General features: G+C 59.3%; 19 protein-coding genes and 1 tRNA gene. 9 read left to right on the top strand and 11 right to left on the bottom strand.

Going from position 1 to position 19,441, the window contains the following annotated elements; genetic code table 11:
* Positions 1-261 precede the first annotated feature (261 nt).
* The gene (locus QEZ52_RS02310; RefSeq protein ID WP_406647663.1) at positions 262-2,151 is read left to right on the top strand and encodes an amidohydrolase; all 1,890 of its coding nucleotides are present in this window, start codon (positions 262-264) and stop codon (positions 2,149-2,151) included.
* A 389-nt stretch (positions 2,152-2,540) separates the two neighbouring features.
* Here QEZ52_RS02310 and rnpA read toward each other — a convergent pair whose 3' ends face one another.
* Positions 2,541-2,981, bottom strand: coding sequence for a ribonuclease P protein component (gene rnpA, locus QEZ52_RS02315; protein WP_406647665.1), 441 nt, complete (start codon positions 2,979-2,981; stop codon positions 2,541-2,543).
* Between the two features lie 28 nt (positions 2,982-3,009).
* The gene (rpmH, locus tag QEZ52_RS02320; protein WP_072775959.1) at positions 3,010-3,144 is read right to left on the bottom strand and encodes a 50S ribosomal protein L34; all 135 of its coding nucleotides are present in this window, start codon (positions 3,142-3,144) and stop codon (positions 3,010-3,012) included.
* A gap of 318 nt (positions 3,145-3,462) precedes the next feature.
* Between rpmH and QEZ52_RS02325 the strand changes: the two genes are divergently transcribed.
* The 4 genes from QEZ52_RS02325 to QEZ52_RS02340 all read left to right on the top strand — a co-directional run bounded on the left by QEZ52_RS02325 (position 3,463) and on the right by QEZ52_RS02340 (position 7,152).
* The gene (locus tag QEZ52_RS02325; RefSeq protein WP_406647669.1) at positions 3,463-4,194 is read left to right on the top strand and encodes a TVP38/TMEM64 family protein; all 732 of its coding nucleotides are present in this window, start codon (positions 3,463-3,465) and stop codon (positions 4,192-4,194) included.
* A 4-nt stretch (positions 4,195-4,198) separates the two neighbouring features.
* On the top strand, positions 4,199-5,617 hold the full coding sequence (locus QEZ52_RS02330; RefSeq protein ID WP_406647671.1) for a dihydrolipoyl dehydrogenase family protein: 1,419 nt from the start codon (positions 4,199-4,201) through the stop codon (positions 5,615-5,617).
* Positions 5,618-5,683: 66 nt separating this feature from the next.
* Positions 5,684-7,018: a HAMP domain-containing sensor histidine kinase gene (locus QEZ52_RS02335; RefSeq protein WP_406647673.1), complete on the top strand. Its 1,335-nt coding sequence runs from the start codon at positions 5,684-5,686 to the stop codon at positions 7,016-7,018.
* Between the two features lie 57 nt (positions 7,019-7,075).
* Positions 7,076-7,152 (top strand) — tRNA-Arg (locus QEZ52_RS02340).
* A gap of 272 nt (positions 7,153-7,424) precedes the next feature.
* Here the strand turns inward: QEZ52_RS02340 and QEZ52_RS02345 are convergent.
* Positions 7,425-7,808, bottom strand: a complete 384-nt coding sequence (locus QEZ52_RS02345; RefSeq protein WP_406647675.1) for a hypothetical protein — start codon at positions 7,806-7,808, stop codon at positions 7,425-7,427.
* Positions 7,809-7,897: 89 nt separating this feature from the next.
* Positions 7,898-8,218 (bottom strand): monooxygenase, encoded by a 321-nt coding sequence (locus tag QEZ52_RS02350; protein WP_406647676.1) that lies wholly within the window; start codon positions 8,216-8,218, stop codon positions 7,898-7,900.
* A gap of 138 nt (positions 8,219-8,356) precedes the next feature.
* Between QEZ52_RS02350 and QEZ52_RS02355 the strand changes: the two genes are divergently transcribed.
* Positions 8,357-9,253 carry a LysR substrate-binding domain-containing protein gene (locus QEZ52_RS02355; RefSeq protein WP_406647678.1) on the top strand — a complete coding sequence of 299 codons (897 nt, stop codon included), beginning with the start codon at positions 8,357-8,359 and terminating at the stop codon, positions 9,251-9,253.
* A 147-nt stretch (positions 9,254-9,400) separates the two neighbouring features.
* Here QEZ52_RS02355 and choV read toward each other — a convergent pair whose 3' ends face one another.
* Genes choV through choX form a run of 4 tightly spaced genes read right to left on the bottom strand, consistent with a single transcriptional unit; the run spans position 9,401 to position 13,118 of the window.
* The gene (gene choV / locus QEZ52_RS02360; protein WP_406647680.1) at positions 9,401-10,432 is read right to left on the bottom strand and encodes a choline ABC transporter ATP-binding protein; all 1,032 of its coding nucleotides are present in this window, start codon (positions 10,430-10,432) and stop codon (positions 9,401-9,403) included.
* 1 nt (position 10,433) lies between these two features.
* The gene (gene choW / locus QEZ52_RS02365) at positions 10,434-11,267 is read right to left on the bottom strand and encodes a choline ABC transporter permease subunit (protein WP_406647682.1); all 834 of its coding nucleotides are present in this window, start codon (positions 11,265-11,267) and stop codon (positions 10,434-10,436) included.
* Positions 11,254-12,186 carry an alpha/beta fold hydrolase gene (locus tag QEZ52_RS02370; protein ID WP_406647684.1) on the bottom strand — a complete coding sequence of 311 codons (933 nt, stop codon included), beginning with the start codon at positions 12,184-12,186 and terminating at the stop codon, positions 11,254-11,256. Before QEZ52_RS02370 ends, choW begins: the two co-directional genes overlap by 14 nt.
* 5 nt (positions 12,187-12,191) lie before the next feature.
* Entirely contained in the window at positions 12,192-13,118 is a 927-nt protein-coding gene (gene choX / locus QEZ52_RS02375; protein WP_406647686.1) for a choline ABC transporter substrate-binding protein, read from the bottom strand.
* 111 nt (positions 13,119-13,229) lie between these two features.
* Here choX and betI point away from each other — a divergent pair, with 111 nt between their 5' ends.
* Positions 13,230-13,871: a transcriptional regulator BetI gene (gene betI, locus QEZ52_RS02380; protein WP_406647688.1), complete on the top strand. Its 642-nt coding sequence runs from the start codon at positions 13,230-13,232 to the stop codon at positions 13,869-13,871.
* 182 nt (positions 13,872-14,053) lie between these two features.
* On the opposite strand, the gene QEZ52_RS02385 is transcribed toward betI, so the two are convergent.
* The 3 genes from QEZ52_RS02385 to paaZ form a co-directional block, all read right to left on the bottom strand.
* Entirely contained in the window at positions 14,054-15,004 is a 951-nt protein-coding gene (locus QEZ52_RS02385; protein WP_406647691.1) for an alpha/beta fold hydrolase, read from the bottom strand.
* Between the two features lie 21 nt (positions 15,005-15,025).
* Positions 15,026-15,829 (bottom strand): PaaX family transcriptional regulator C-terminal domain-containing protein, encoded by an 804-nt coding sequence (locus QEZ52_RS02390; RefSeq protein ID WP_406647693.1) that lies wholly within the window; start codon positions 15,827-15,829, stop codon positions 15,026-15,028.
* A 211-nt stretch (positions 15,830-16,040) separates the two neighbouring features.
* A complete protein-coding gene (gene paaZ, locus QEZ52_RS02395; protein ID WP_406647696.1) occupies positions 16,041-18,071 on the bottom strand; it encodes a phenylacetic acid degradation bifunctional protein PaaZ in 2,031 nt (676 codons plus the stop codon).
* Positions 18,072-18,191: 120 nt separating this feature from the next.
* Between paaZ and paaG the strand changes: the two genes are divergently transcribed.
* Both paaG and paaI read left to right on the top strand, forming a co-directional pair.
* Positions 18,192-18,977 carry a 2-(1,2-epoxy-1,2-dihydrophenyl)acetyl-CoA isomerase PaaG gene (gene paaG, locus QEZ52_RS02400; protein ID WP_406647697.1) on the top strand — a complete coding sequence of 262 codons (786 nt, stop codon included), beginning with the start codon at positions 18,192-18,194 and terminating at the stop codon, positions 18,975-18,977.
* A 38-nt stretch (positions 18,978-19,015) separates the two neighbouring features.
* The gene (paaI, locus tag QEZ52_RS02405) at positions 19,016-19,441 is read left to right on the top strand and encodes a hydroxyphenylacetyl-CoA thioesterase PaaI (RefSeq protein WP_406650269.1); all 426 of its coding nucleotides are present in this window, start codon (positions 19,016-19,018) and stop codon (positions 19,439-19,441) included.

A 19,441-nucleotide genomic window follows, 5' to 3' on the forward strand; every position in this document is an offset into this window, starting at 1 on the left:
AGGGTGTTCACAGGGCAAACCACCCTGTTCATGCAAGCCCTCCCGCGTGCGGTGCCGGAATGGCGACAGTCGCTGCGATTCGGGCCAAGGTCTGGTATACGGGACACAGCAGATGTTGGCCCCACAGCGGCCCGTCAGCTCTGAGCAAGAGACCGAATTTCGGAGGAAGAGGCCCGGAACGTTCTGAGTGTTGTCGCCATTTTCAATTGATTTTCAAACATGCGGATTGAACACTGGCCAGATATTTGAGGGGAAAGATACATGAGTTCATTGAATCGCCGAAACCTGTTGAAAGTAACCGTATCCACGATCGCGATGGTGTCGCCAATTGGAGCAGCCCTTGGCCAGACCACGTCTCTTGCTGATATCGGGGCAAAAGTCATTCCGCTGCCAACAGTCACTGTCTACACCGCGCGGGACGTTCTCACGCTTGATCCGGCGAAACCGGTTGTAAATGCCGTGGCCGTGGTGGACGGGCGCATTCTTTTGACCGGTACGCTCGATGACGTGGTGGGGACACTCAAGGGACAGCGTCACACGATCGACGACCGGTTTGCCGACAAGGTGATCGTGCCGGGTTTTATTGCCCAGCATGACCATCCGCTTTTGGCTGCCCTCACGATGTCCTCGGAAATCCTGTCGATCGAGGATTGGGCGTTGCCGTTTGGAACAGTCCCGGCTGTTCGGGACAAAACGGATTTCATTGACCGTCTGACAAAGGCGGTTGAAGCAAGAACAGACCCGGCGGAACCTGTGGTGTCCTGGGGGTATCACCCGGCCTTTTACGGGGCGCTCACGCGCCAAGATCTCGATGCGATCAGCACCACGCAGCCAATATTGGTGTGGGCGCGGTCCTGTCACGAGATGATCCTGAACAGTGTGGCGCTTGAACTCGGTGATGTTACCCAAGAGTTGATCGACGGGTTTTCGTCCACTGAAAAAAAGCAGTCGAGCTTTGCCGAAGGCCGGTTCTGGGAGCAGGGACTGTTTGCGGTTCTGCCCAACATCGCGCCTCTGGCGGCCTCGCCCGAGCGGTTGCAAGCGGGGCTGGAGCTCACCCGGGATTATATGCACGCAAAGGGCGTTACCTTTGGAAACGAACCCGGCGGTATTCTGTCAAAGCCTGTGCAGGATGGTATTAACGCGGTGTTTTCGAGCCCCGACATGCCGTTCCGCTGGTCGTTTATGCCAGATGGGAAGACATTGATTCAGGGGTCTTCGGATGACAACCGGGTGGTTCAAGACACTGAAAACCTGGATAGCTGGTATGGCGGGATGACCAGCCTGGCCCCCAATCAGGTCAAACTTTTTGCTGACGGGGCGATCTACTCTCTGGAAATGAAGGTCCGGGATCCCTTCATGGACGGGCATGACGGTGAGTGGATGATGGACAAGGTTGATTTCGAAAGAGCGTTTCGAATTTATTGGGATGCCGGGTATCAGCTCCATGTGCATGTCAACGGGGATGCCGGTCTGGACCGTGTGCTGGATACACTTGAAATGAACCTGCGCCGGACCCCGCGATATGATCACCGGACCGTTCTGGTACACTTTGCGGTGAGCGCGGAAGATCAGGTGAAGCGGATTGCAGATCTTGGCGCAATCGTCAGCGCCAACCCGTATTACGTCACAGCTCTGGCCGATCAATATTCCCAGGTTGGTCTGGGCCCTGAGCGCGCGGATTCAATGGTCCGAATCGGCGATGTATCACGCGCGGGCATTTCCTGGTCTTTGCATTCGGATATGCCGATGGCGCCGGGTGATCCGTTGTTCCTGATGTGGAGCGCCGTAAACCGGGTCACATCCTCGGGTCGGGTTGCAGGGCCGGAACAAAGGGTCAGCGCCGAAGATGCGTTGCGTGGCGTGACAATCGAAGCTGCATACTCGCTCAAACTCGAAGACGAGATCGGTAGTATCGAACCGGGAAAACGCGCCAATTTTACCGTTCTTGATCGCAATCCGCTCACCGTCGACCCTATGGAAATCAAGGAGGTCAAGGTGTGGGGAACGGTTATGGAAGGCCGGGTTCAGCCGGTTGAAGTGACTGAAAGGAAAGCATCCCTGATCGAACCTATTCCAGCCGGACCAAGCCATGCGTTCGCTGAAGCCTCTTTCCAGCATGCGCTCAAGGTGGTGCATTCTCACCTTTAGCTTGCAGAGACACCCCCACAGGCCAAAACCGGTTGTCCGCTCTGTTGTCGGATCCTGGGGGTGGTCCCAGGAGGTTCGCCTGTCTGCGCTGGGCCATCGAGGTCTGATTGGCAGCGTCGGAAATTCAGACGTTGCGCAGACGTTGCTCAGACGTTGTTCAGACGTTGCACAGGTCGCTTCCGTGCCTGGCCGTATTTCGAACAGCCGCTGCATTCAGCACAGAGGGCTTTGAGCTGGTTTTTGCGCCCAAGGGTGCCGCGTGTTGCGGGGGTGTTGCGAAACCCATGAGCCAGAGTGCGCCACCGCGCCGCGCCGACAGGCGCGGCGCCCGGCCCAACGGGACAGGGCGGATCTGTGATCCGGCCCAGTCCGGGCGGGAGCCCATCGGGTTATTTGTCGGGCGCTGTTTTGGGGGCGTGCAGCTTGCGCAGGGCGTAGCGGAAATCGGACTCGAGCGCGGTGAAATCGCGGGTGCCGGTCTCGTCTCGGCGTCCGATCAGGACATAATCCCATCCCGGCCGGCCCAATTCGGGCAGGACCATCCGGGCGATTTCGCGCAGGCGGCGTTTGGCGCGGTTGCGGGCCACGGCGTTGCCGACTTTCTTCGAACAGGTGAATCCGACCCGAATCGTCGCGTCATCGTCCCGGCGATTGCGCGCCTGGACCATCATCCCCTGGGTGCCCTGACGGCGCGCGCGTGCGGCAGCCAGAAAATCCCGGCGCTTGGCCATTACGGTCAAGCCGGGCAATGGGGATGCGCAAACAGATACCGCCGGGGGCGTCTCCCCGGTGGCGGTGTTGCCATCTGCAGGGGCCTCCGGCGGCATCATGTCTCTTACAGAACCTGTCGGGTGAGCTTTAGGCGCTCAGCGACTTGCGGCCGCGGGCGCGGCGTGCGTTCAGGATCTTGCGGCCAGCTTTTGTGGCCATCCGCGAACGGAAGCCGTGGCGGCGTTTGCGAACCAGGTTCGAAGGCTGAAAGGTGCGTTTCATCGCTCCGGTCTCCAATAATCATCGGGCGTGGCGTGGAATCGCCTCCCGGGGTCTATCTCGAAGCCCGGTGCTTAGAAGGGTTTCCCGGACAAGTCAAACCCCGTGACCCGGGTTTTCGCCCTCTATTGCAACATTTATGTCGCAAACCCTGATCGGGGCCCCGTTTTTCCGCCCGGATTGTTTCAAACGGGGCATCAGGCGGTTTGTTTCTCACAAAAACAGAGGCCGAGTTCAAGGGGACGTGAACATGGGCTGTGATGTCTCGAAGCGGACGCCATTTAGACGTAGCAATGAGCCATGCAAAAGGACAGACCATCAATGACAGACGTTGCCCCACCTTCCAAACGCGGGTTTTCCCGGCATCTGCCGCTGATTCTGGTGGCGGTTGTGGCCATCATTGGCGCGTTGACCCTGCGCGATTATCTGAGCTTTGACACGCTGCGCGACAACCGCGAGGCGTTGTTGGCATACCGCGATCAGAATTTTGCCGGCCTGGTTGCGTTGTTTATGCTCGCCTATGTGGTGATTGTGGCGTTTTCGCTGCCCGGAGCGGCGGTGGCATCGGTCACCGGCGGGTTTCTGTTCGGTTTGGTGGCCGGGACGGTCTTTAATGTGGTCGCCGCGACCATCGGAGCGGCGGCGATCTTTTTGGCGGCGCGCTGGGGGTTGGGGCAATCGCTGACGGCCAAGCTCGAGGCCTCTGAGGGGACGTTGCAGAAGCTGAAGACCGGATTGCGCGACAATGAGATCGAAGTGCTGTTCCTGTTGCGTCTGGTGCCTGCGGTGCCGTTTTTTGTCGCCAACCTGTTGCCCGCGTTGGTCGGGGTGAAATTCGGCAACTTCCTGTGGACCACCGCGTTGGGGATTGTTCCCGGCGGGATCGTGTTTACCTGGATCGGTGTCGGTCTGGGCGAAGTGTTCGATCGTGGCGAATCGCCGGATCTGTCGTTGTTGTGGGAACCCCATGTGATCGGTCCGATTCTGGGATTGTGCGTCCTGGCGGCCTTGCCCATTGTCATCAAGTCCCTGCGTGGCCGGAAAGAGATCTGACAACATGACACGAATCAAATGTGATCTTCTGGTGATCGGAGCCGGATCCGGTGGGTTGTCTGTCGCGGCGGGTGCCAGCCAGATGGGGGCCGATGTCGTGCTGCTGGAAGGGCACGAAATGGGCGGCGATTGCCTGAACTTTGGCTGTGTCCCGTCCAAGGCGTTATTGGCCAGCGCCAAAGTGGCGCACAGCCAGGCACATGCCAGCGCCTTTGGTATCGCGGATCAGGTGCCGCAGGTGGATTACGCGGCGGCCAAGGATCACGTGCGAAACGTCATCGACACCATCGCCCCCATGGACAGCCAAGAACGATTCGAAGGGTTCGGAGTGCGGGTGATCCGCGAATATGGCCAGTTTATTTCCCCGACCGAGGTCCAGGCCGGAGAGAATGTCATCGCCGCGCGCCGGGTGGTGATCGCCACCGGGTCGTCGCCGTTGGTGCCGCCGATTCCGGGGCTGGACGCGGTGCCATTTGACACCAACGAAACCATTTTTGATCTGCGCGACAAACCCGATCACCTGTTGATCATCGGGGGAGGCCCCATCGGCATGGAAATGGCGCAGGCGCATGTCCGGCTGGGCTGCAAGGTCACGGTGATCGAAGCGGCCAGGGCGCTGGGCAAGGACGACCCCGAATTGGCCGAGGTGGTGATCGGGTCGCTGCGCGATGAAGGGGTGCAGATCGTCGAAGGCGCGATGGCGGCGTCGATTGCCGGGTCGGCGGGCGATATCCGCATCGAGACCAGCGATGGGCGGGAATTTGCCGGGTCGCATCTGTTGTTGGCGATCGGGCGCAAGGCCAACACGGACCGATTGAACCTGGCCGCTGCGGGGATTGAACCCACGCGAACCGGCATTCAGGTGGACGCGGGGCTGCGCACCACAAACAAGAAAGTCTATGCCATTGGCGATGTTGCAGGGGGGCTGCAGTTTACCCATGTGGCGGGCTATCAGGCCGGGGTGATCATTCGGTCGATCCTGTTCGGTCTGCCTGCCAAGGCCAGCACCCATCACATCCCCTGGGCCACCTATACCGACCCGGAACTGGCCCATGTCGGCCTGAGCGAAGCCGAGGCGCGCCAAAAACACGGGGCCAGGTTGGAGGTAGTGCGGTTTGATTATCATCACAACGACCGCGCCATTGCCGAGCGCAAAACCAAAGGGTTCATCAAGGTGATGGTGGTCAAGGGGCGGCCTGTGGGCGCGTCGATTGTCGGCCATCAGGCGGGCGAACTGATCAATCTGTGGTCGCTGGTTTTGGCCAACAAGCTGAAAATGGGCCAAGTCGCGGCGATGGTTTCGCCTTACCCCACAATTGGCGAGGTGAACAAACGTGCCGCCGGGGCCTATTTCTCTCCCAGATTGTTTGATAACCCATTGGTCAAACGAGTTGTTGGGCTGGTCCAACGCTGGCTGCCCTGATCGGGAAAGGGGGACACGCTGAATTCGCTTTCCGGACGTTTTCTGATCCTGACCACGGTTTTCGTGATGTTGGCCGAAGTGTTGATCTTTGTCCCGTCGATTGCCCGTTTCCGCGAAGATTTCCTGTTGAGCCGTCTGGAGCGGGCCCAGATTGCATCGCTCGCGTTGCTGGCGGATGACATGTTGGCGACCGAACTGGAAGCCGAGCTGTTGGAAAACGCCGGGGTTTTCAATGTGGTGTTGCGGCGGGACGAAGTGCGCCAGCTGATGTTGTCGTCACCGATCCCGAATCCGATTTCCGAAACCTTTGATCTGCGCACCTCCAGCGCGGTGTCGCTGATCGGTGACGCGATGGTGCGGCTGTGGGATCGGGAAAATCAGGTCATCCGGGTGATGGGCGAACCGGTGCGCGATGCCGGGTTGCTGATCGAAATCACCATGGAAACGGCACCGTTGCGGGCGGCCATGATCGAATACGGGGTGCGCATTCTGGCGTTGTCGGCGGTGATCTCGGTCTTTACGGCGGTGTTGCTGTTCATTGCCGTGCGCATGTTTCTGGTCAAACCGATCAAGGGGGTCGTGGGGTACATGCAGCGTTATGCTGCCGCGCCCGAGGATGCACGGGGTATCATTACCCCGAATGCGGGCGTGACCGAATTGCGCGAAGCCGAAGAGGCGTTGTTGCAATTGCAGACCGAACTGACCCATGCGTTGAAACAGCGGGAACGCCTGGCCCAGTTGGGCGGGGCGGTGGCCAAGGTCAGCCATGATTTGCGCAATATTCTGACGTCGGCGCAATTGTTCACCGACCGCATTGAAACCAGCGAGGATCCATTGGTGCGCCGTCTTGCGCCCAAGTTGGTGAATTCCATCACCCGCGCCGTGTCGCTGTGCGAAGGCACGCTGGCCTTTGGTCGGGCCGAAGAACCGGCCCCGACGCTGGGCATGGTGCATCTGGGGCAGATCGTTGATGACATCGCTGAAAGCGAACTGCTGGCGGCGGGAGAGGCCAAGGTCCGTATTCTCAATACGATACCTGCGCCGGTGGTCGTGCGGGGCGATGGGGAGCAATTGTTCCGGGTGATCATGAATCTCGTGCGCAATGCCCGTCAGGCCATAGAGGCAACCGGAAAGCCGGGGCAGGTGACCATCAGCCTGCGCGAAGAGGATCAGGCCTGGTGGATCGAAATTGCCGATACCGGGCCGGGTTTGCCGCCCAAGGCCAAAGAGAATCTGTTTACGCCGTTCCAGGGCGGCGTTCGCAAGGGCGGCACGGGTTTGGGGTTGGCCATTGCTGCGGAATTGATCCGCGGACATGGCGGCAGTGTGGCGCTGAAACAGACCGGGCCAGAGGGGACAATCTTTGAAATCTGCTTGCCACGTGGCGATGGTGCAATTTAATTTGTTTTAGGGGTTGCGCCGTGTTTGTGCTAAGTCTAAACACCGCCTCACCAACGCGGACCGATAGCTCAGCTGGATAGAGTACCTGACTACGAATCAGGGGGTCGGGGGTTCGAATCCTCCTCGGTCCGCCATTGGTTTTCCCCAACTCATTGAAGATCAACAACTGTTTTGGTGTGCGGATTCGCATCCCTGAGCGGGGAGCCGAACCATCCCGTAACCTTTGCTGTAGCCTGCGCTGTGGTTGCAGTGAGGGCTGATGGATTCTGGGGCTGGGGTGATTGCTGCGCGACCAACCGCTTTTGGACAACGCCACGCTCTCATTCGGTGCAAATTCAGTGGGGGTGGTTGTCGGACACCAAGCGCAAGGCGGCACGGAGCGGAGGGCTCCGCGCCCCGGGTGCGGTTATCCGGCGTGATCCAGATTCTTGAGTTGCAGGACGCTCATCACCGCAAGCAGCGCAAAGAAGGCCGGATCCGACCAGCCGAAGCCGGTGAAGACACCAGTCAGGGCGGCAAAAAGCGTCACGCCAAATCCAAGCGCGTTGGTCGCCGCCAGTCCGGTCAGCAGTTTTTTGGCGGTTGCAACGTCGGTCACATCCCGCAGCAGAAACCCCAGAATGGCAATGCCGCCAAGGAAAATGCTGTTGTGCTGGGACAGGAACCAGGCGTAGCGGTCATTCAGTTCCACGCCGTAGTTGGGCCATAGAAGGCCGGGCAGGAAAAACAGCGCAAAGGCAAAGACTGCATAGATCGTGCTGTGAACGGTCAGGAAGGTTCGGGTGGTCATCTGAGGGATCCTTGTCGGTGTTGCGGGGCCATGAGCGACGTGAGCCAGCGCCCGGCCAGGGTTGCGGTAGGGGCTGGATCACGCTGGGGTCAGGCCGCGTCTCCCAGGGGGGCATTGGTGATTGCGCTGAGGTCTTCCATGATGTCGAACACATGATCCGACGTTACGGTGACGCCGATTGCCGCCAGCCGTTTCACATGCATCGCCTTGTAGGTGTCCAGGGCGGCGCGATCCCTGAACAGATAGGTCGAGCCGAAATCACCGCTGCTGAGATCGATGGTCCAGATCTTCCAGATCACGCCGGGGTCCTGCGCAATGCTGTGTGCCAACTGTTTTGTGCCTTCGGCGAACTCTTGGGTTATGGGGCCATTGTATGTCATGTGCAGGTCCCAGATTTTCATCGTGCTCATTGGGTCTGTCCTTTTGGTTTGTCTTGCGCCGGCATGGTTCATGGCGGCGCGTGTGGTTTCCGTTGCGACACAAGATAGGCTGGGTTATCTGTTTGAATAAGGCGGCCCTTTGGATCAGATTGTTAGGAATATTGAACAATGAAACGCAACGAATTGAACGATGTGTCGATCTTCGTTGCGGTCGCTCGGGAGAACGGTTTTCGCGCGGCTGCCGACAAACTGAAACTGGGGGCGGGATCGGTGAGTGAAGCGGTGCAGCGGTTCGAAGATCGTCTGGGCGTGCGCCTGATCGAGCGGTCAACACGGGCGATTGCCCTGACCAAGGCGGGTGAACTGCTGTATCGCCGCAGTCTGCCAGCGATCAACGACCTGGAAACAGCGTTGAATGATGTGCATGACCTGAACGAAGGCCTGTCGGGTACGCTTCGGCTGACCGCGCCAATCGGCGCGGGCCAGTTGTTTCTGGATGCCCTGATCACGGGTTTTGCCAAAGAACATCCGGCGGTGACGATTGAATTGATCTATGACGAAAAAAAGGTCGATCTCGTGACCAGCGGGGTCGATGCCGCAATTCGGGCTGAAACCCTGCTTGATCCGGACACACATGCCATCGCAGTTGGTCCCGTTCAGGACATGATGATTGTGGCATCGCCTGACTATCTGGCCACATCTCCGCCTCTGGAGGTTCCGGCTGATGTGGCTGGGCATAACGGGGTCTGTTTCGCCTTTGCGGGTGCCGACGATTTGGCCCCGTGGGTGTTTACCGGCAAGGACGGCCCGTTTTCGGTCATGCCGCGCCCCCGGATGGTTGCAAATGACGTGACATCCATCCTGGAAGGAGCCAAGGCGGGCCTGGGGTTAACCTATATCTTTGCAAATTCTGTCGAGAGTTTTTTGCGGGATGGCAGTCTGGTTCAGGTTCTGAACGGACGAACCGAGGCTCTGCCGAGATTTTCGCTGAACTATCTGACCAAGCGCAACATGCCATCCCGCGTCAGGGCGTTCGTCGATTTTGCGAAAGGGCACAAATCATAGATCGGCACCGCCAAATTCGGCATCATCGCCCCCGCTCCGTTTGGACCGTCGGTTTGCGGTGCGATGGGCTGTGGGCTGAAGGATGTGGGCCGAAGGATGTGGGCTGTTGCAGGTCCCCGCAACAGCCGCCCCGATGGGGGGCTGACCCTAATCTCTGAGCAGGGCCTTCAGGATGTCGGAATGGTCCAGTTTTCCAACAATGTCGCGGCCGTTGGACACAAAGTATTCCCCAGAGTCATTCAATTGGGCGCGCATGAGGTCTTTGACCGTAGTGTCAGCGCAATATATCCGCGCGTCGGCAGGTATTTCGCCCTGGATGGGTTGCATGATTTCGGCTGCGTGCAAAACGTTGATCGGATTCATATGCGCCACAAAGTTTTTCACATAGTCCGTGGCCGGTTGCAGCACGATTTCTTGCGGTGTTCCAATTTGCACGATACGCCCGCCTTGCATGATCGCAATCCGGTTCCCCAGTTTGATGGCTTCGTCCAGGTCATGGCTGACAAACAGGATGGTCCTGTTCAGTTCGGATTGCAATTCAAGCAGTTCGTCCTGAAGTTCGTTGCGGATCAGAGGGTCCAGCGCGGAAAACGGTTCGTCCATCAGCAAAAGCGGTGCGTCTGTGGTAAAGGCGCGGGCCAGGCCCACCCGCTGTTGCATACCGCCTGACAATTCTGAAATTGCCATATTCGCCCATTGCGAAAGATGCACTTTTTCCAACTGGTTCATGGCCCTGGGAATGCGCTGTTCCCGAGGCACACCGGCAAGTTCGAGCCCAAAGGCGACGTTGTCCAATACCGTGCGCCAGGGGAGCAGACCGAAGTGTTGGAACACCATGGAAACATCATGGCAGCGGATTTCGCGCAACTCTCGGGAAGACACCGAGGACAGGTCAACAAGCTGTTGGTTCCGTCGCAGATGAACAGTGCCTTCCACCAGTTTGTTCAGGCGGTTTGAGGCCCGAAGCAAGGTGGATTTGCCAGACCCCGAGAGCCCCATGAGGACAACGATTTCACCTTCGCGTACGTCGAGGGAGCAATCGTGCACGCCAAGGATTTGCCCGGTCTCTGCCCGTATCTCTTCGCGGGATTTGCCATCCTGCATCATGGGCAGAGCGGATCGGGGGGAGTCGCCAAAGACGATGCTGGCATTTTGGAATTTGATCACGGTGTCGGTCATGTCAGCTTCTTTCCACTTTCAGCAGCCGATCCAGAATGATGGCGATAATGACAATTGCGATGCCGACCTCGAACCCCTTGGCGACATTGACCTGATTGAGGGCGCGCAGAGTTGGAACGCCCAGTCCGCTGGCACCGACCAGGGCCGCGATGACCACCATCGACAGGGACAGCATGATTGTCTGGGTGAGCCCCGCCAGAATCTGTGGCAGGGCCCAGGGGAGTTTGACCTTCCACAATACCGCCGCTTTGGTGGCACCAAAGGCGTCGGCGGTTTCGACCAGCGCGGGTGGCGTGGAGGAAATGCCCAAATACGTCAGGCGAATGGGTGCCGGAACTGCGAACACCACTGTGGCGATAAGCGCGGGAACGGCCCCCAGGCCAAAAAGCACCAGCGCCGGAATGAGGTAGACGAATGTCGGGATCGTCTGCATGAGGTCCAATATGGGCCGGAGAACGCGATACACCCAAGGTCGCCCCGCGGCCAGAATGCCAATCGGAACGCCGACCAACATCGACATGGTCGTGGCCGCGAGAACCAGCGACAGCGTTTCCGTCGTTTCGATCCAATACCCCTGATTGATGATCAAAATCAGGCCCAGGCCGGTAAAGGCGGTCAAAGCCAGAGACCGATGCAAATACCAGGCCAACGCCGAAACCAACCCGATCAGCACAAAGGGATGGGGGAGTTGCAACACCCAGAGCGTGGCATCCACGATCCCCCCGATGCCACCCGACAACCCGTCGAAAAACCAGGCCATATTGGTGGTGAGCCAATCGACCAGATGTTTAGCCCATTGACCGACAGGGATCTTGTGCAGTTCAAGCCATTCCATGTTGCTCTCCCATCGTTTGAGATCCTTCTGGGTCCGATTGCAACCAGTGGGCGGCCAGGGCACACATGTCGTCGTCCAGTATGTGGCCAACCATGGGCAGCAGTTTGAATTGGGCATTCGGGATGACGGCGGCGGCGCCGCGTCCCCGTTTGGCGGAAATACAAGGATCCCGGCCCCCGTGCAGAACCAGTGTCCGGGCGACGATTGTTTGCAACAGATGTTGCCGGTTCGGTGTCGTCTGAACCGCCAGCGCATGGCGGGCAGATCCCCCGAATGCGTATCCGCGTGTGACAATTTCTTTGATGTCGGCACGAAGATCGGGCGTGTCCTGGAGGCGTCCGGCCCCATAGGCCAATGCGTCGTCCAGCAGATAATCCTGTGTTTTGCCCGGATCATCAGGCACGCAGAACAGCCGCGCCATCCGACGCATGGCCTCCCTGGTTCCGTCGACGTCGGTGGTGCCGTCGTTGCTGCCAAGCTGGACGAATTTGCCCACCCGTGATCCGCCTGCGGCCGCAACCAGTTGGCCGATCATGCCGCCCATCGAAAATCCGACCAGATCGAACCCGTCGATTTTCAGCCTGTCCAGCAGGGCCAGAACATCATCGCGCATATCGAAGAGCGAGTAAGGTGCCATCCTGAGCGCGTTTGGCAGATCGCCCTTTAGCCAGACATCCGCCACAGACGGTTCGCCGTCTGGTCCACAGCGCGGAGATTTGCCTGCGTCACGGGTGTCGATGCAGATGACGCGCCGGGTCTGGACGAGCGAGTTGATAAAGGCGGGGGGCCATTCGATGGCCTGCATACCCAACCCGACAAGCAGAACTGTCGGGCGGGCGGTGGGGTCACCGACCTCGTGGTGATACAGGTCGAGCGGTTGGTGCCAGGGCGACCCGGCAGGCAATGCTTGTCCGGTCATGCCCATCACTCGAGTCCCAGATGCGATCGCACGGCGGGCAATCCGGGAGCACCATCCGCGGTTTTCACGTTGTCCAACCAGCCGACCAGCAGGTCAGGATATTTGGTGATCAGTCGCTGCGCGGCGTCATCAGGGTCTTCGCCGTCATTGATGATGTATCCCATCCCTTCGCTTTCCAGTTGAACGGTGAATTCAAGCTGGCGGAGGAGTTGGCCGACATTTGGACAGTCCTGCATATACCCGGCCCGAACCTGAGTATTCACAGTCGCCGCGCCAAAGTTGGGCCCAAAATAGTCATCCCCACCGGTCAGGTATTCGATGTCGAATTCGACGTTCATCGGGTGCGGTGCCCAGCCAAGAAATACAATCCATTCTTCTCTGGAGATTGCGCGTCGCACCTGTGCCAGCATGCCTTGCTCAGAGCTTTCGACGACTTTCCAATCCCCCAACCCAAAGGCGTTCGTTTCAACGACTTCCAGCATCTGGCCATTTCCGCCGGGTTCGATGCCATAGAATGTGTTGCCGAATTTCTCAGCCTGGGATGCAAGGTCTGAAAAATCTGTAATGCCTGCGTCGTGAACGTATTTCGGGACCGCAAAAGTGAATTTGGCGTCCTGAAGATTTTGATGAACTGTCTCGATCTCTTGGCCCTGGACATAGGGGGCAAAGTAGATGGTCATCGCCGGATCCCAGTACCCCAGAAAGACATCGAGATCTTTGTTGATCATCGATTCATAGATCACCGTGGTCCCGAGAACATTTGTCTCTGGCGTGTACCCCAAACCTTGGAGAAGCACCGACGCCACGCCTGTGGTCAGCGCCAAATCGGTCCAGCCGGGTTCAGCCATTCGGACTGTTTGACAGGACGCATTGGCGAGTCCCGCGGTCAAAACGGAAAACCCTACGACAGTTGCAAGCAGTGTTGATTTCATTGGTTCCTCCCAGAGATATATAGACTCATTGGTCTATAAATAGATTGACTGGTACACATTGACACCCGAGTCAACAAAATATTTACTCCCGCCAACTCGATGGAGGGGGCGATGAAGCGGAAGAAGCTGTGGCGATTGAGAACCGAAGAATACTCCAAGGCTGCCTTTGAAGTTCTTAGCGAGGTTGGACTTTCTGGGACGACAGTGGAAAAGGTCGCCAACCATGCCGGCGTTTCCAAAACGAATGTTCTCCACTATTTCGGGAGCAAGACCCGTTTGTTGGAAATGGCGCTGCGGTTCGGAAATGCGGATCTCGCGCGCGGCGTCAAAGCGTTGCTGATTCGATCAAACACACCCTGGGAACGGATCTATTCCGTGATCGAGGGAAATTTCTCCCGGCAGTATTATAATCCAAAAATCGCGCATGCGTGGTTATGCCTGTTGGCCGAAGTGCCCTATCAGCCGAGCTATCAGAGAATTCAGACGGCTCTGCACAGCCGGATGAAATCGAATCTGACGCATGCGCTTGTGCAGGTGACGGACCGGGAAAACGCAGATGAAACAGCCTTGGCTATCTCGGTGATGATAGACGGGCTGTGGATGCGCTGCGGGCTCCATGATGGTGGGATTGACCGGGAAACGGCCTTGGCCCAGATGGATGCCTTGATCGGGGCTCGCTTTCCTGATTGCCCGGACCGTTTGACGGCCAAAGCCCGCATCAGTGAAATTCAGGACATATTGACGGTTGGATAGCGCCCGTTGGGATGGCTTGCCCAAGGCGGCAAGCTGCCGTTTCGGGGGTGATCAGCCCGCAGGCCGAGGCCCGGACGTTCCGGTTTGGCCTGGCCGCCATTGGGACGCGGTCCGGGGGCGACCCGTGATCGACCCGTGATCGACGGGGGTTTCGGTGGGCGATGCGTCGGCGGGCGGGCGGGTTATCTGGCCAGGGTGGCGACGTCGCGGACAAAGCTGTTGCATGTGTCCGCCATGGTGATGGGCAACATGTGGCCCCGGTCCGGCAGGATTTCCACGGAAAACCCGTAGTTTTCCATGATCGTTCCCTGTGCCTGGTAATTCAGAACGGCGTCCTTGTCGCCAAAGAGCACGGCACCGGGCGGCAGGGCTGCATGGGCATAGGCGGTGCATTGCTCGGGCATGGCGGTTTCTGCGGCAACCAGATCTGCGGAGGCGGAGATATACGCCTGGGGCCGCAGACCCAAGGCCGCCCCGGCGTCGGTGAGAAAATCCGAGGGACATGGATCAGGGTTAAAAACCTGTTCAAGAACCGTTTCCGCAGTGCGTTCGGCCATCGGTACGGCCAGGGTGTGGCCCAGGAAACGGCGCAGCCAGGGGCTGTGGACCCGCAGTCCCTTGAAGCTGTCGGGCGCGTCCGGTGTGGGGTGTGTCAGGGGGGCGATCAATCCCAACGCCTTGATCTGGCCGGGGCGATCCAGCGCCATGGCAAGCGCAACTGCGCCCCCCAACGAGTGGCCAACCACAATCGGGCGCGTCACCACCACAGCGTCCAGGAATTGCCACAGCATCCGCGCCTGAGCAGAGGGATCGGCCAAGTCATCGCTGTCGCGCTGGGAATAGCCACAGCCGGGCCGGTCAGGGACGATGACGCGGAAATCCCGTGCCAGATCCTGTGCCATGGCATAGGTGAAATGCTGCAATTGCCCGGAGAGCCCGTGGATCAGCACCAGCGGCGGGGCGTTTGGATCCCCCAGTTCGACAAAGTGAATGGCCCCTTCGCTGACCGGTATGATCTGCCCGGCCTGGGGCACTGCGATTTCAGCCTGTTTCGCGAGGCGGCGCGTTTTCAGGTGGGTCTTGATCAACAAGAGACACACAAGCGTAAGAAGCAGGAGGATAAAAACATACATGGTTGAAAATACCTGATTTGATCAATGGTCCGGTGGATCTCCCAATGTGTTCAGATTGGGTCTGGGCAGTTGGTCCAGCAAGCCAAACACATGGGTTCGGCAGGATGTCCCCGGCCAGTTGTCCGGGTGGAATTCGGGTGGCAGATCCGGGTGACGCAGGACGACCCGGCGCCATCTGTGCACGATCAGGGTCCGCAGTGTTGCGATCTGTGCCGCGCTCAGGCCTGCGGGCACCTGGGACAGCCCCTGCAACGCCTGTTCCAGGTCGGTGCAGGTTTCGATCAATTCGGGTGCGTAGATCTGATTGCGCAGCCAATTGGGGACGGACATCTTGTCGACAACAAAGGTCAACAGGTCCTCGCAATTGCGTGGAACCGGGCCGGCCCCCAATGCGCTGTGGCGCCCGATGCTGATGTAATTCTGGGTCAGCATGACGTCTTCCAATGTGCTTTGGCCGCTGGTTTCTTGGGCCATGAGCACATGCCAGGAGGTGATGGACTCCGGCGCGTGGCTGTAGATGCGGGGGGTGACCGCGGCGCTTTGGGCGCGTCCCGAGGGGGTCAGGAAATGCACGCTGGTGCGGCCGATGCGGGAACTGTCGATCCAGCCGTCTTTGCGCAGGCGGTGCAAGGCAACGCGGATGGCTTCGGGTTTGATGCCCATCGGACCGATCACCCGCGTCAGGGCGCTGCCGCTGATCCGGTCTTTGGGATCTTGGGCCATATCGCCGAACAAGGAGACGATGATGGACCAGACACGTTGATTTTTCGGATCATTCAACCGGTCTACGGTCGTGCCAAACCAACTGTCAATTTTCTCTGTCATGTGGACAGCTTATGCCGAGTCGAGCAAAGTTTCCAGAGCATCGGCAGAGGTGCGTGCAAGCACACACCCTACGGCGGTCCGCACGGTCACGGGCCAGGCCGCGCACAGGCAAAGCCTGTGCGCGGCCTGGCCCAACGGGTATTGGGGCCCCTATGGGGGCCCGATACCGGGCGGGAGACCCCCGAAGTCGGTTTGGGCCTGACTGTGGAGATCAGAATGCGTTCATGGTCAGGAGTTCGTATTCGGCCACCATGTCGTCATCCTGGTTTGTCAGGGTCACGTGCCAGCGGACTTCGCCATAGTCATCGTTGCGCGGCGTCTTTTTCTTGACCGTCAGGCGGACCTTGATGCTGTCCCCGGCCGAGACCGGCTTCATGAACCGCAACCCGTCCAGGCCGGTATTGGCCAGCACCGGCCCTTCGTTGGGTTCGACGAACAATCCGGCGGCAAAGCTGAGCAGAAGATAGCCATGGGCCACGCGCCCCGGAAAGAACGGGTTCCGGCGGGCGGCGTCTTCGTCCATGTGGGCATAGAAGGTATCGCCGGTGAAATTGGCGAAATGTGCGATGTCGTCCAGGGTCACGATGCGCGGGTCGGTATACAGGGTCTCACCAGTCGCCAGGTCGCCGAATTTGCGCGTGAACGGATGTGCGGGGCCTTGGATCTCGGGGGCACCGGGCACCCATGTGTCACCGATGGCGGACAGGATCGCGGGCGACCCCTGAATGGCGGTGCGTTGCATGTAATGTTTCACGCCGCGCACGCCGCCCAGCTCTTCGCCACCGCCGGCACGGCCGGGGCCGCCGTGCACCATATGGGGCAGGGGCGAGCCATGGCCGGTCGATTCCTTCATCGAGTCGCGGTTGTTGAAATACAGACGCCCGTGATAGGCACCGGACCCGATGGCCACGGTGCGGGCCACCTGAGCGTCATGGGTGATGACCGATGCCACCAGCGAACCCTGACCGCGGTTGGCCAGCGCCACCGCATGGTCCAGATCGCGATACCCCATGACGGTGGATACGGGGCCAAAGGCTTCGGTGTCATGCACGCGCTGGGCGTTGTCCGGGTCGGCGCAGTGGAACAGCATCGGCGGGACAAAGGCCCCCTTGTCCGCATCTGCCCCATCGACGGTGAAATTGTCCGGATCGCCAAACACGCGTTCGGCCTCCTGTGCCAGAATTGCCGCCTTTTCCAACACGTCCTGTTTCTGACCATTGGACACCAGCGCGCCCATGCGGGTGCTTTCCAGGCGGGGATCGCCGATGGTGGTTTTGGCCAGGCGGGCAGACAGGGCCGCAATCACCGCGTCGGTTTGGGACTGGGGCGCGATGATCCGGCGTACGGCGGTACATTTCTGGCCCGCCTTGGTGGTCATTTCGCGGCTGACTTCTTTGATGAACAGGTCGAATTCCGGCGTGCCCGGAACCGCATCAGGGCCCAGGATGGACGCGTTCAAACTGTCCTGTTCAGCGACAAACCGGATCGAGTTTTCCAGAATCACCGGGTTGGAGCGCAGTTTCAGCGCGGTGTGGGCCGAGCCGGTAAAGCTGACCACATCCTGCATGCCAAGATGGTCCAGCATGTCGCCGAGACCACCGGACACCAATTGCAACGCACCTGCGGGCAGCAGGCCGGAATCAAGCATCAGTTTGACGGCCAATTCAGTGACATAGCAGCTGTTGGTGGCGGGTTTCACAATCGCAGGCACGCCGGCCAACAGGGTTGGGGCCAGTTTCTCCAGCATGCCCCAGACCGGGAAGTTGAAGGCGTTGATATGCACGGCCACGCCTTGAAGCGGGGTGCAGATATGTTGGCCCAGAAAGCTGCCAGTGCGGCTGAGCTGTTCGACGTCGCCATCCAGATAGACATGGCCATCGGGCATTTCGCGCCGCCCCTTGGAGGCAAAGACCAGCATGGTGCCGATGCCGCCGTCGATGTCGATCATGTGATCGGATTGCGTGGCACCGGTGTCAAAGCTGAGATCATAGAGCGCCTGACGATGTTCACGCAGGTGCAGCGCCAGAGCTTTGAGCAGGCGGGCGCGGTCGTGGAATGTCATCTTGCGCAGGGCCGGGCCGCCGGTGGTGCGGGCATAGTCCAGCATCGCCTGCACATCCAGAGCATTGTTGCCAGCGGTGGCGATCACGTCGCCGGTGATGGCGCTGGCAATGTTGCGTGCGCCCGCTCCGGGAGCGATCCACTGGCCTGCGGCAAAGCTGGATACCTCGATAATGCTCATGACGAATGCTCCTTTGAAGATGGTCGTGCGGATGTCTGATGTATTGGTCGGGATTATTTATTGACCAACCGTTCGGTTTATGCAAGAAATTTGTCAACGACGGAGGAGGAACCAGCCGCCATGACGGATTCGATCCTGGTGCAGGACAATGGAAATTGGGTAGAGATCACGCTGAACCGCCCGGACCGCCTGAACAGCTTTAATGATGAAATGCATTATGCCCTGCGGGACGCCATCACGGCGGCGCGGGACGGTGGCAAGCGCGCCATTCTGCTGACAGGTGCAGGACGCGGGTTCTGTGCGGGACAGGATCTGGGTGATCGCGATCCGCGCAAGATGGATGGCCCGCCCGATCTGGGCAATACGGTGCGCACGTTCTATGCGCCGCTGGTGCGGTTGATCCGGTCGCTGAATTTCCCCGTGATCTGTGCCGTTAACGGCGTGGCAGCGGGGGCCGGGGCCAATCTGTCGCTGGCCTGTGATGTGGTTCTGGCCGCGGAGAGCGCCAAATTTATCCAGTCCTTTTCCAAGGTCGGGTTGATCCCCGATACCGGTGGCAGCTGGCATTTGCCGCGTCTGTTGGGCGAGGCGCGTGCCAAGGGATTGGCGTTCACCGCCGAACCGCTGCCTGCGCAAAAGGCCGAAGATTGGGGTCTGATCTGGAAGGCGCTGCCGGACGGCGATTTGATGGTCGAGGCCCGCGCCATGGCGGAAAAATTTGCCAATGGTCCGACGTTGGGGTTGGGGCTGACCAAGCAATCAATTCAGGCCGCTGCCGTGGACACGTTGCATGATCATCTGGAATTGGAGGCGGACGCCATGAAACGCTGTGGCGAAAGCGCGGATTACGCCGAAGGGGTGGCGAGTTTTCTGGAAAAACGCGCCCCTGTGTTCAAGGGCGAATGAGCATGACATCCCAAATGACACCCCCAATGACACCCTCAATGACCCCCAAGGAACGTGCGCAAAAAGCATCCGCCGCCATGTGGGCAGGCGACAATGCATCGAAATGGGCCGGGATGAAAATCACCCATGTCGACGAAGGTGTTGCGACGCTGGAAATGACCGTCGAGCCGCATCATTGCAACGGCCACGGCATCTGCCACGGCGGCGTGACTTTCATGTTGGCCGACAGTGCCTTTGCCTTTGCGTGCAACAGCCGAAACCAGTCGACCGTGGCACAGCACAACATGATCAGCTTTACCGCGCCGGGCCGTATTGGCGACCGGTTAACTGCCACCGCGTCAGAGGTATCCCTGACCGGTCGCAGCGGAATTTATGATGTCACAGTCACCAATCAGGATGGCACCCAGATCGCGGAATTCCGGGGCATGTCCCGGGCGATCAAGGGCAATTTGTTTGAAGAATAA

The sequence above is a fragment of the Aliisedimentitalea scapharcae genome, from assembly GCF_045277565.1.
Taxonomy (GTDB): Bacteria; Pseudomonadota; Alphaproteobacteria; order Rhodobacterales; family Rhodobacteraceae; genus Aliisedimentitalea; species Aliisedimentitalea scapharcae.

What these genes read in the sequence shown, in the direction of transcription:
- QEZ52_RS02310 (WP_406647663.1), top strand. Translation starts at nt 262, where the DNA reads ATGAGTTCATTGAATCGCCGAAACCTGTTGAAAGTAACCGTATCCACG.
- rnpA (WP_406647665.1), bottom strand. Translation starts at nt 2,981, where the DNA reads ATGATGCCGCCGGAGGCCCCTGCAGATGGCAACACCGCCACCGGGGAG.
- rpmH (WP_072775959.1), bottom strand. Translation starts at nt 3,144, where the DNA reads ATGAAACGCACCTTTCAGCCTTCGAACCTGGTTCGCAAACGCCGCCAC.
- QEZ52_RS02325 (WP_406647669.1), top strand. Translation starts at nt 3,463, where the DNA reads ATGACAGACGTTGCCCCACCTTCCAAACGCGGGTTTTCCCGGCATCTG.
- QEZ52_RS02330 (WP_406647671.1), top strand. Translation starts at nt 4,199, where the DNA reads ATGACACGAATCAAATGTGATCTTCTGGTGATCGGAGCCGGATCCGGT.
- QEZ52_RS02335 (WP_406647673.1), top strand. Translation starts at nt 5,684, where the DNA reads ATGTTGGCCGAAGTGTTGATCTTTGTCCCGTCGATTGCCCGTTTCCGC.
- QEZ52_RS02345 (WP_406647675.1), bottom strand. Translation starts at nt 7,808, where the DNA reads ATGACCACCCGAACCTTCCTGACCGTTCACAGCACGATCTATGCAGTC.
- QEZ52_RS02350 (WP_406647676.1), bottom strand. Translation starts at nt 8,218, where the DNA reads ATGAGCACGATGAAAATCTGGGACCTGCACATGACATACAATGGCCCC.
- QEZ52_RS02355 (WP_406647678.1), top strand. Translation starts at nt 8,357, where the DNA reads ATGAAACGCAACGAATTGAACGATGTGTCGATCTTCGTTGCGGTCGCT.
- choV (WP_406647680.1), bottom strand. Translation starts at nt 10,432, where the DNA reads ATGACCGACACCGTGATCAAATTCCAAAATGCCAGCATCGTCTTTGGC.
- choW (WP_406647682.1), bottom strand. Translation starts at nt 11,267, where the DNA reads ATGGAATGGCTTGAACTGCACAAGATCCCTGTCGGTCAATGGGCTAAA.
- QEZ52_RS02370 (WP_406647684.1), bottom strand. Translation starts at nt 12,186, where the DNA reads ATGACCGGACAAGCATTGCCTGCCGGGTCGCCCTGGCACCAACCGCTC.
- choX (WP_406647686.1), bottom strand. Translation starts at nt 13,118, where the DNA reads ATGAAATCAACACTGCTTGCAACTGTCGTAGGGTTTTCCGTTTTGACC.
- betI (WP_406647688.1), top strand. Translation starts at nt 13,230, where the DNA reads ATGAAGCGGAAGAAGCTGTGGCGATTGAGAACCGAAGAATACTCCAAG.
- QEZ52_RS02385 (WP_406647691.1), bottom strand. Translation starts at nt 15,004, where the DNA reads ATGTATGTTTTTATCCTCCTGCTTCTTACGCTTGTGTGTCTCTTGTTG.
- QEZ52_RS02390 (WP_406647693.1), bottom strand. Translation starts at nt 15,829, where the DNA reads ATGACAGAGAAAATTGACAGTTGGTTTGGCACGACCGTAGACCGGTTG.
- paaZ (WP_406647696.1), bottom strand. Translation starts at nt 18,071, where the DNA reads ATGAGCATTATCGAGGTATCCAGCTTTGCCGCAGGCCAGTGGATCGCT.
- paaG (WP_406647697.1), top strand. Translation starts at nt 18,192, where the DNA reads ATGACGGATTCGATCCTGGTGCAGGACAATGGAAATTGGGTAGAGATC.
- paaI (WP_406650269.1), top strand. Translation starts at nt 19,016, where the DNA reads ATGACCCCCAAGGAACGTGCGCAAAAAGCATCCGCCGCCATGTGGGCA.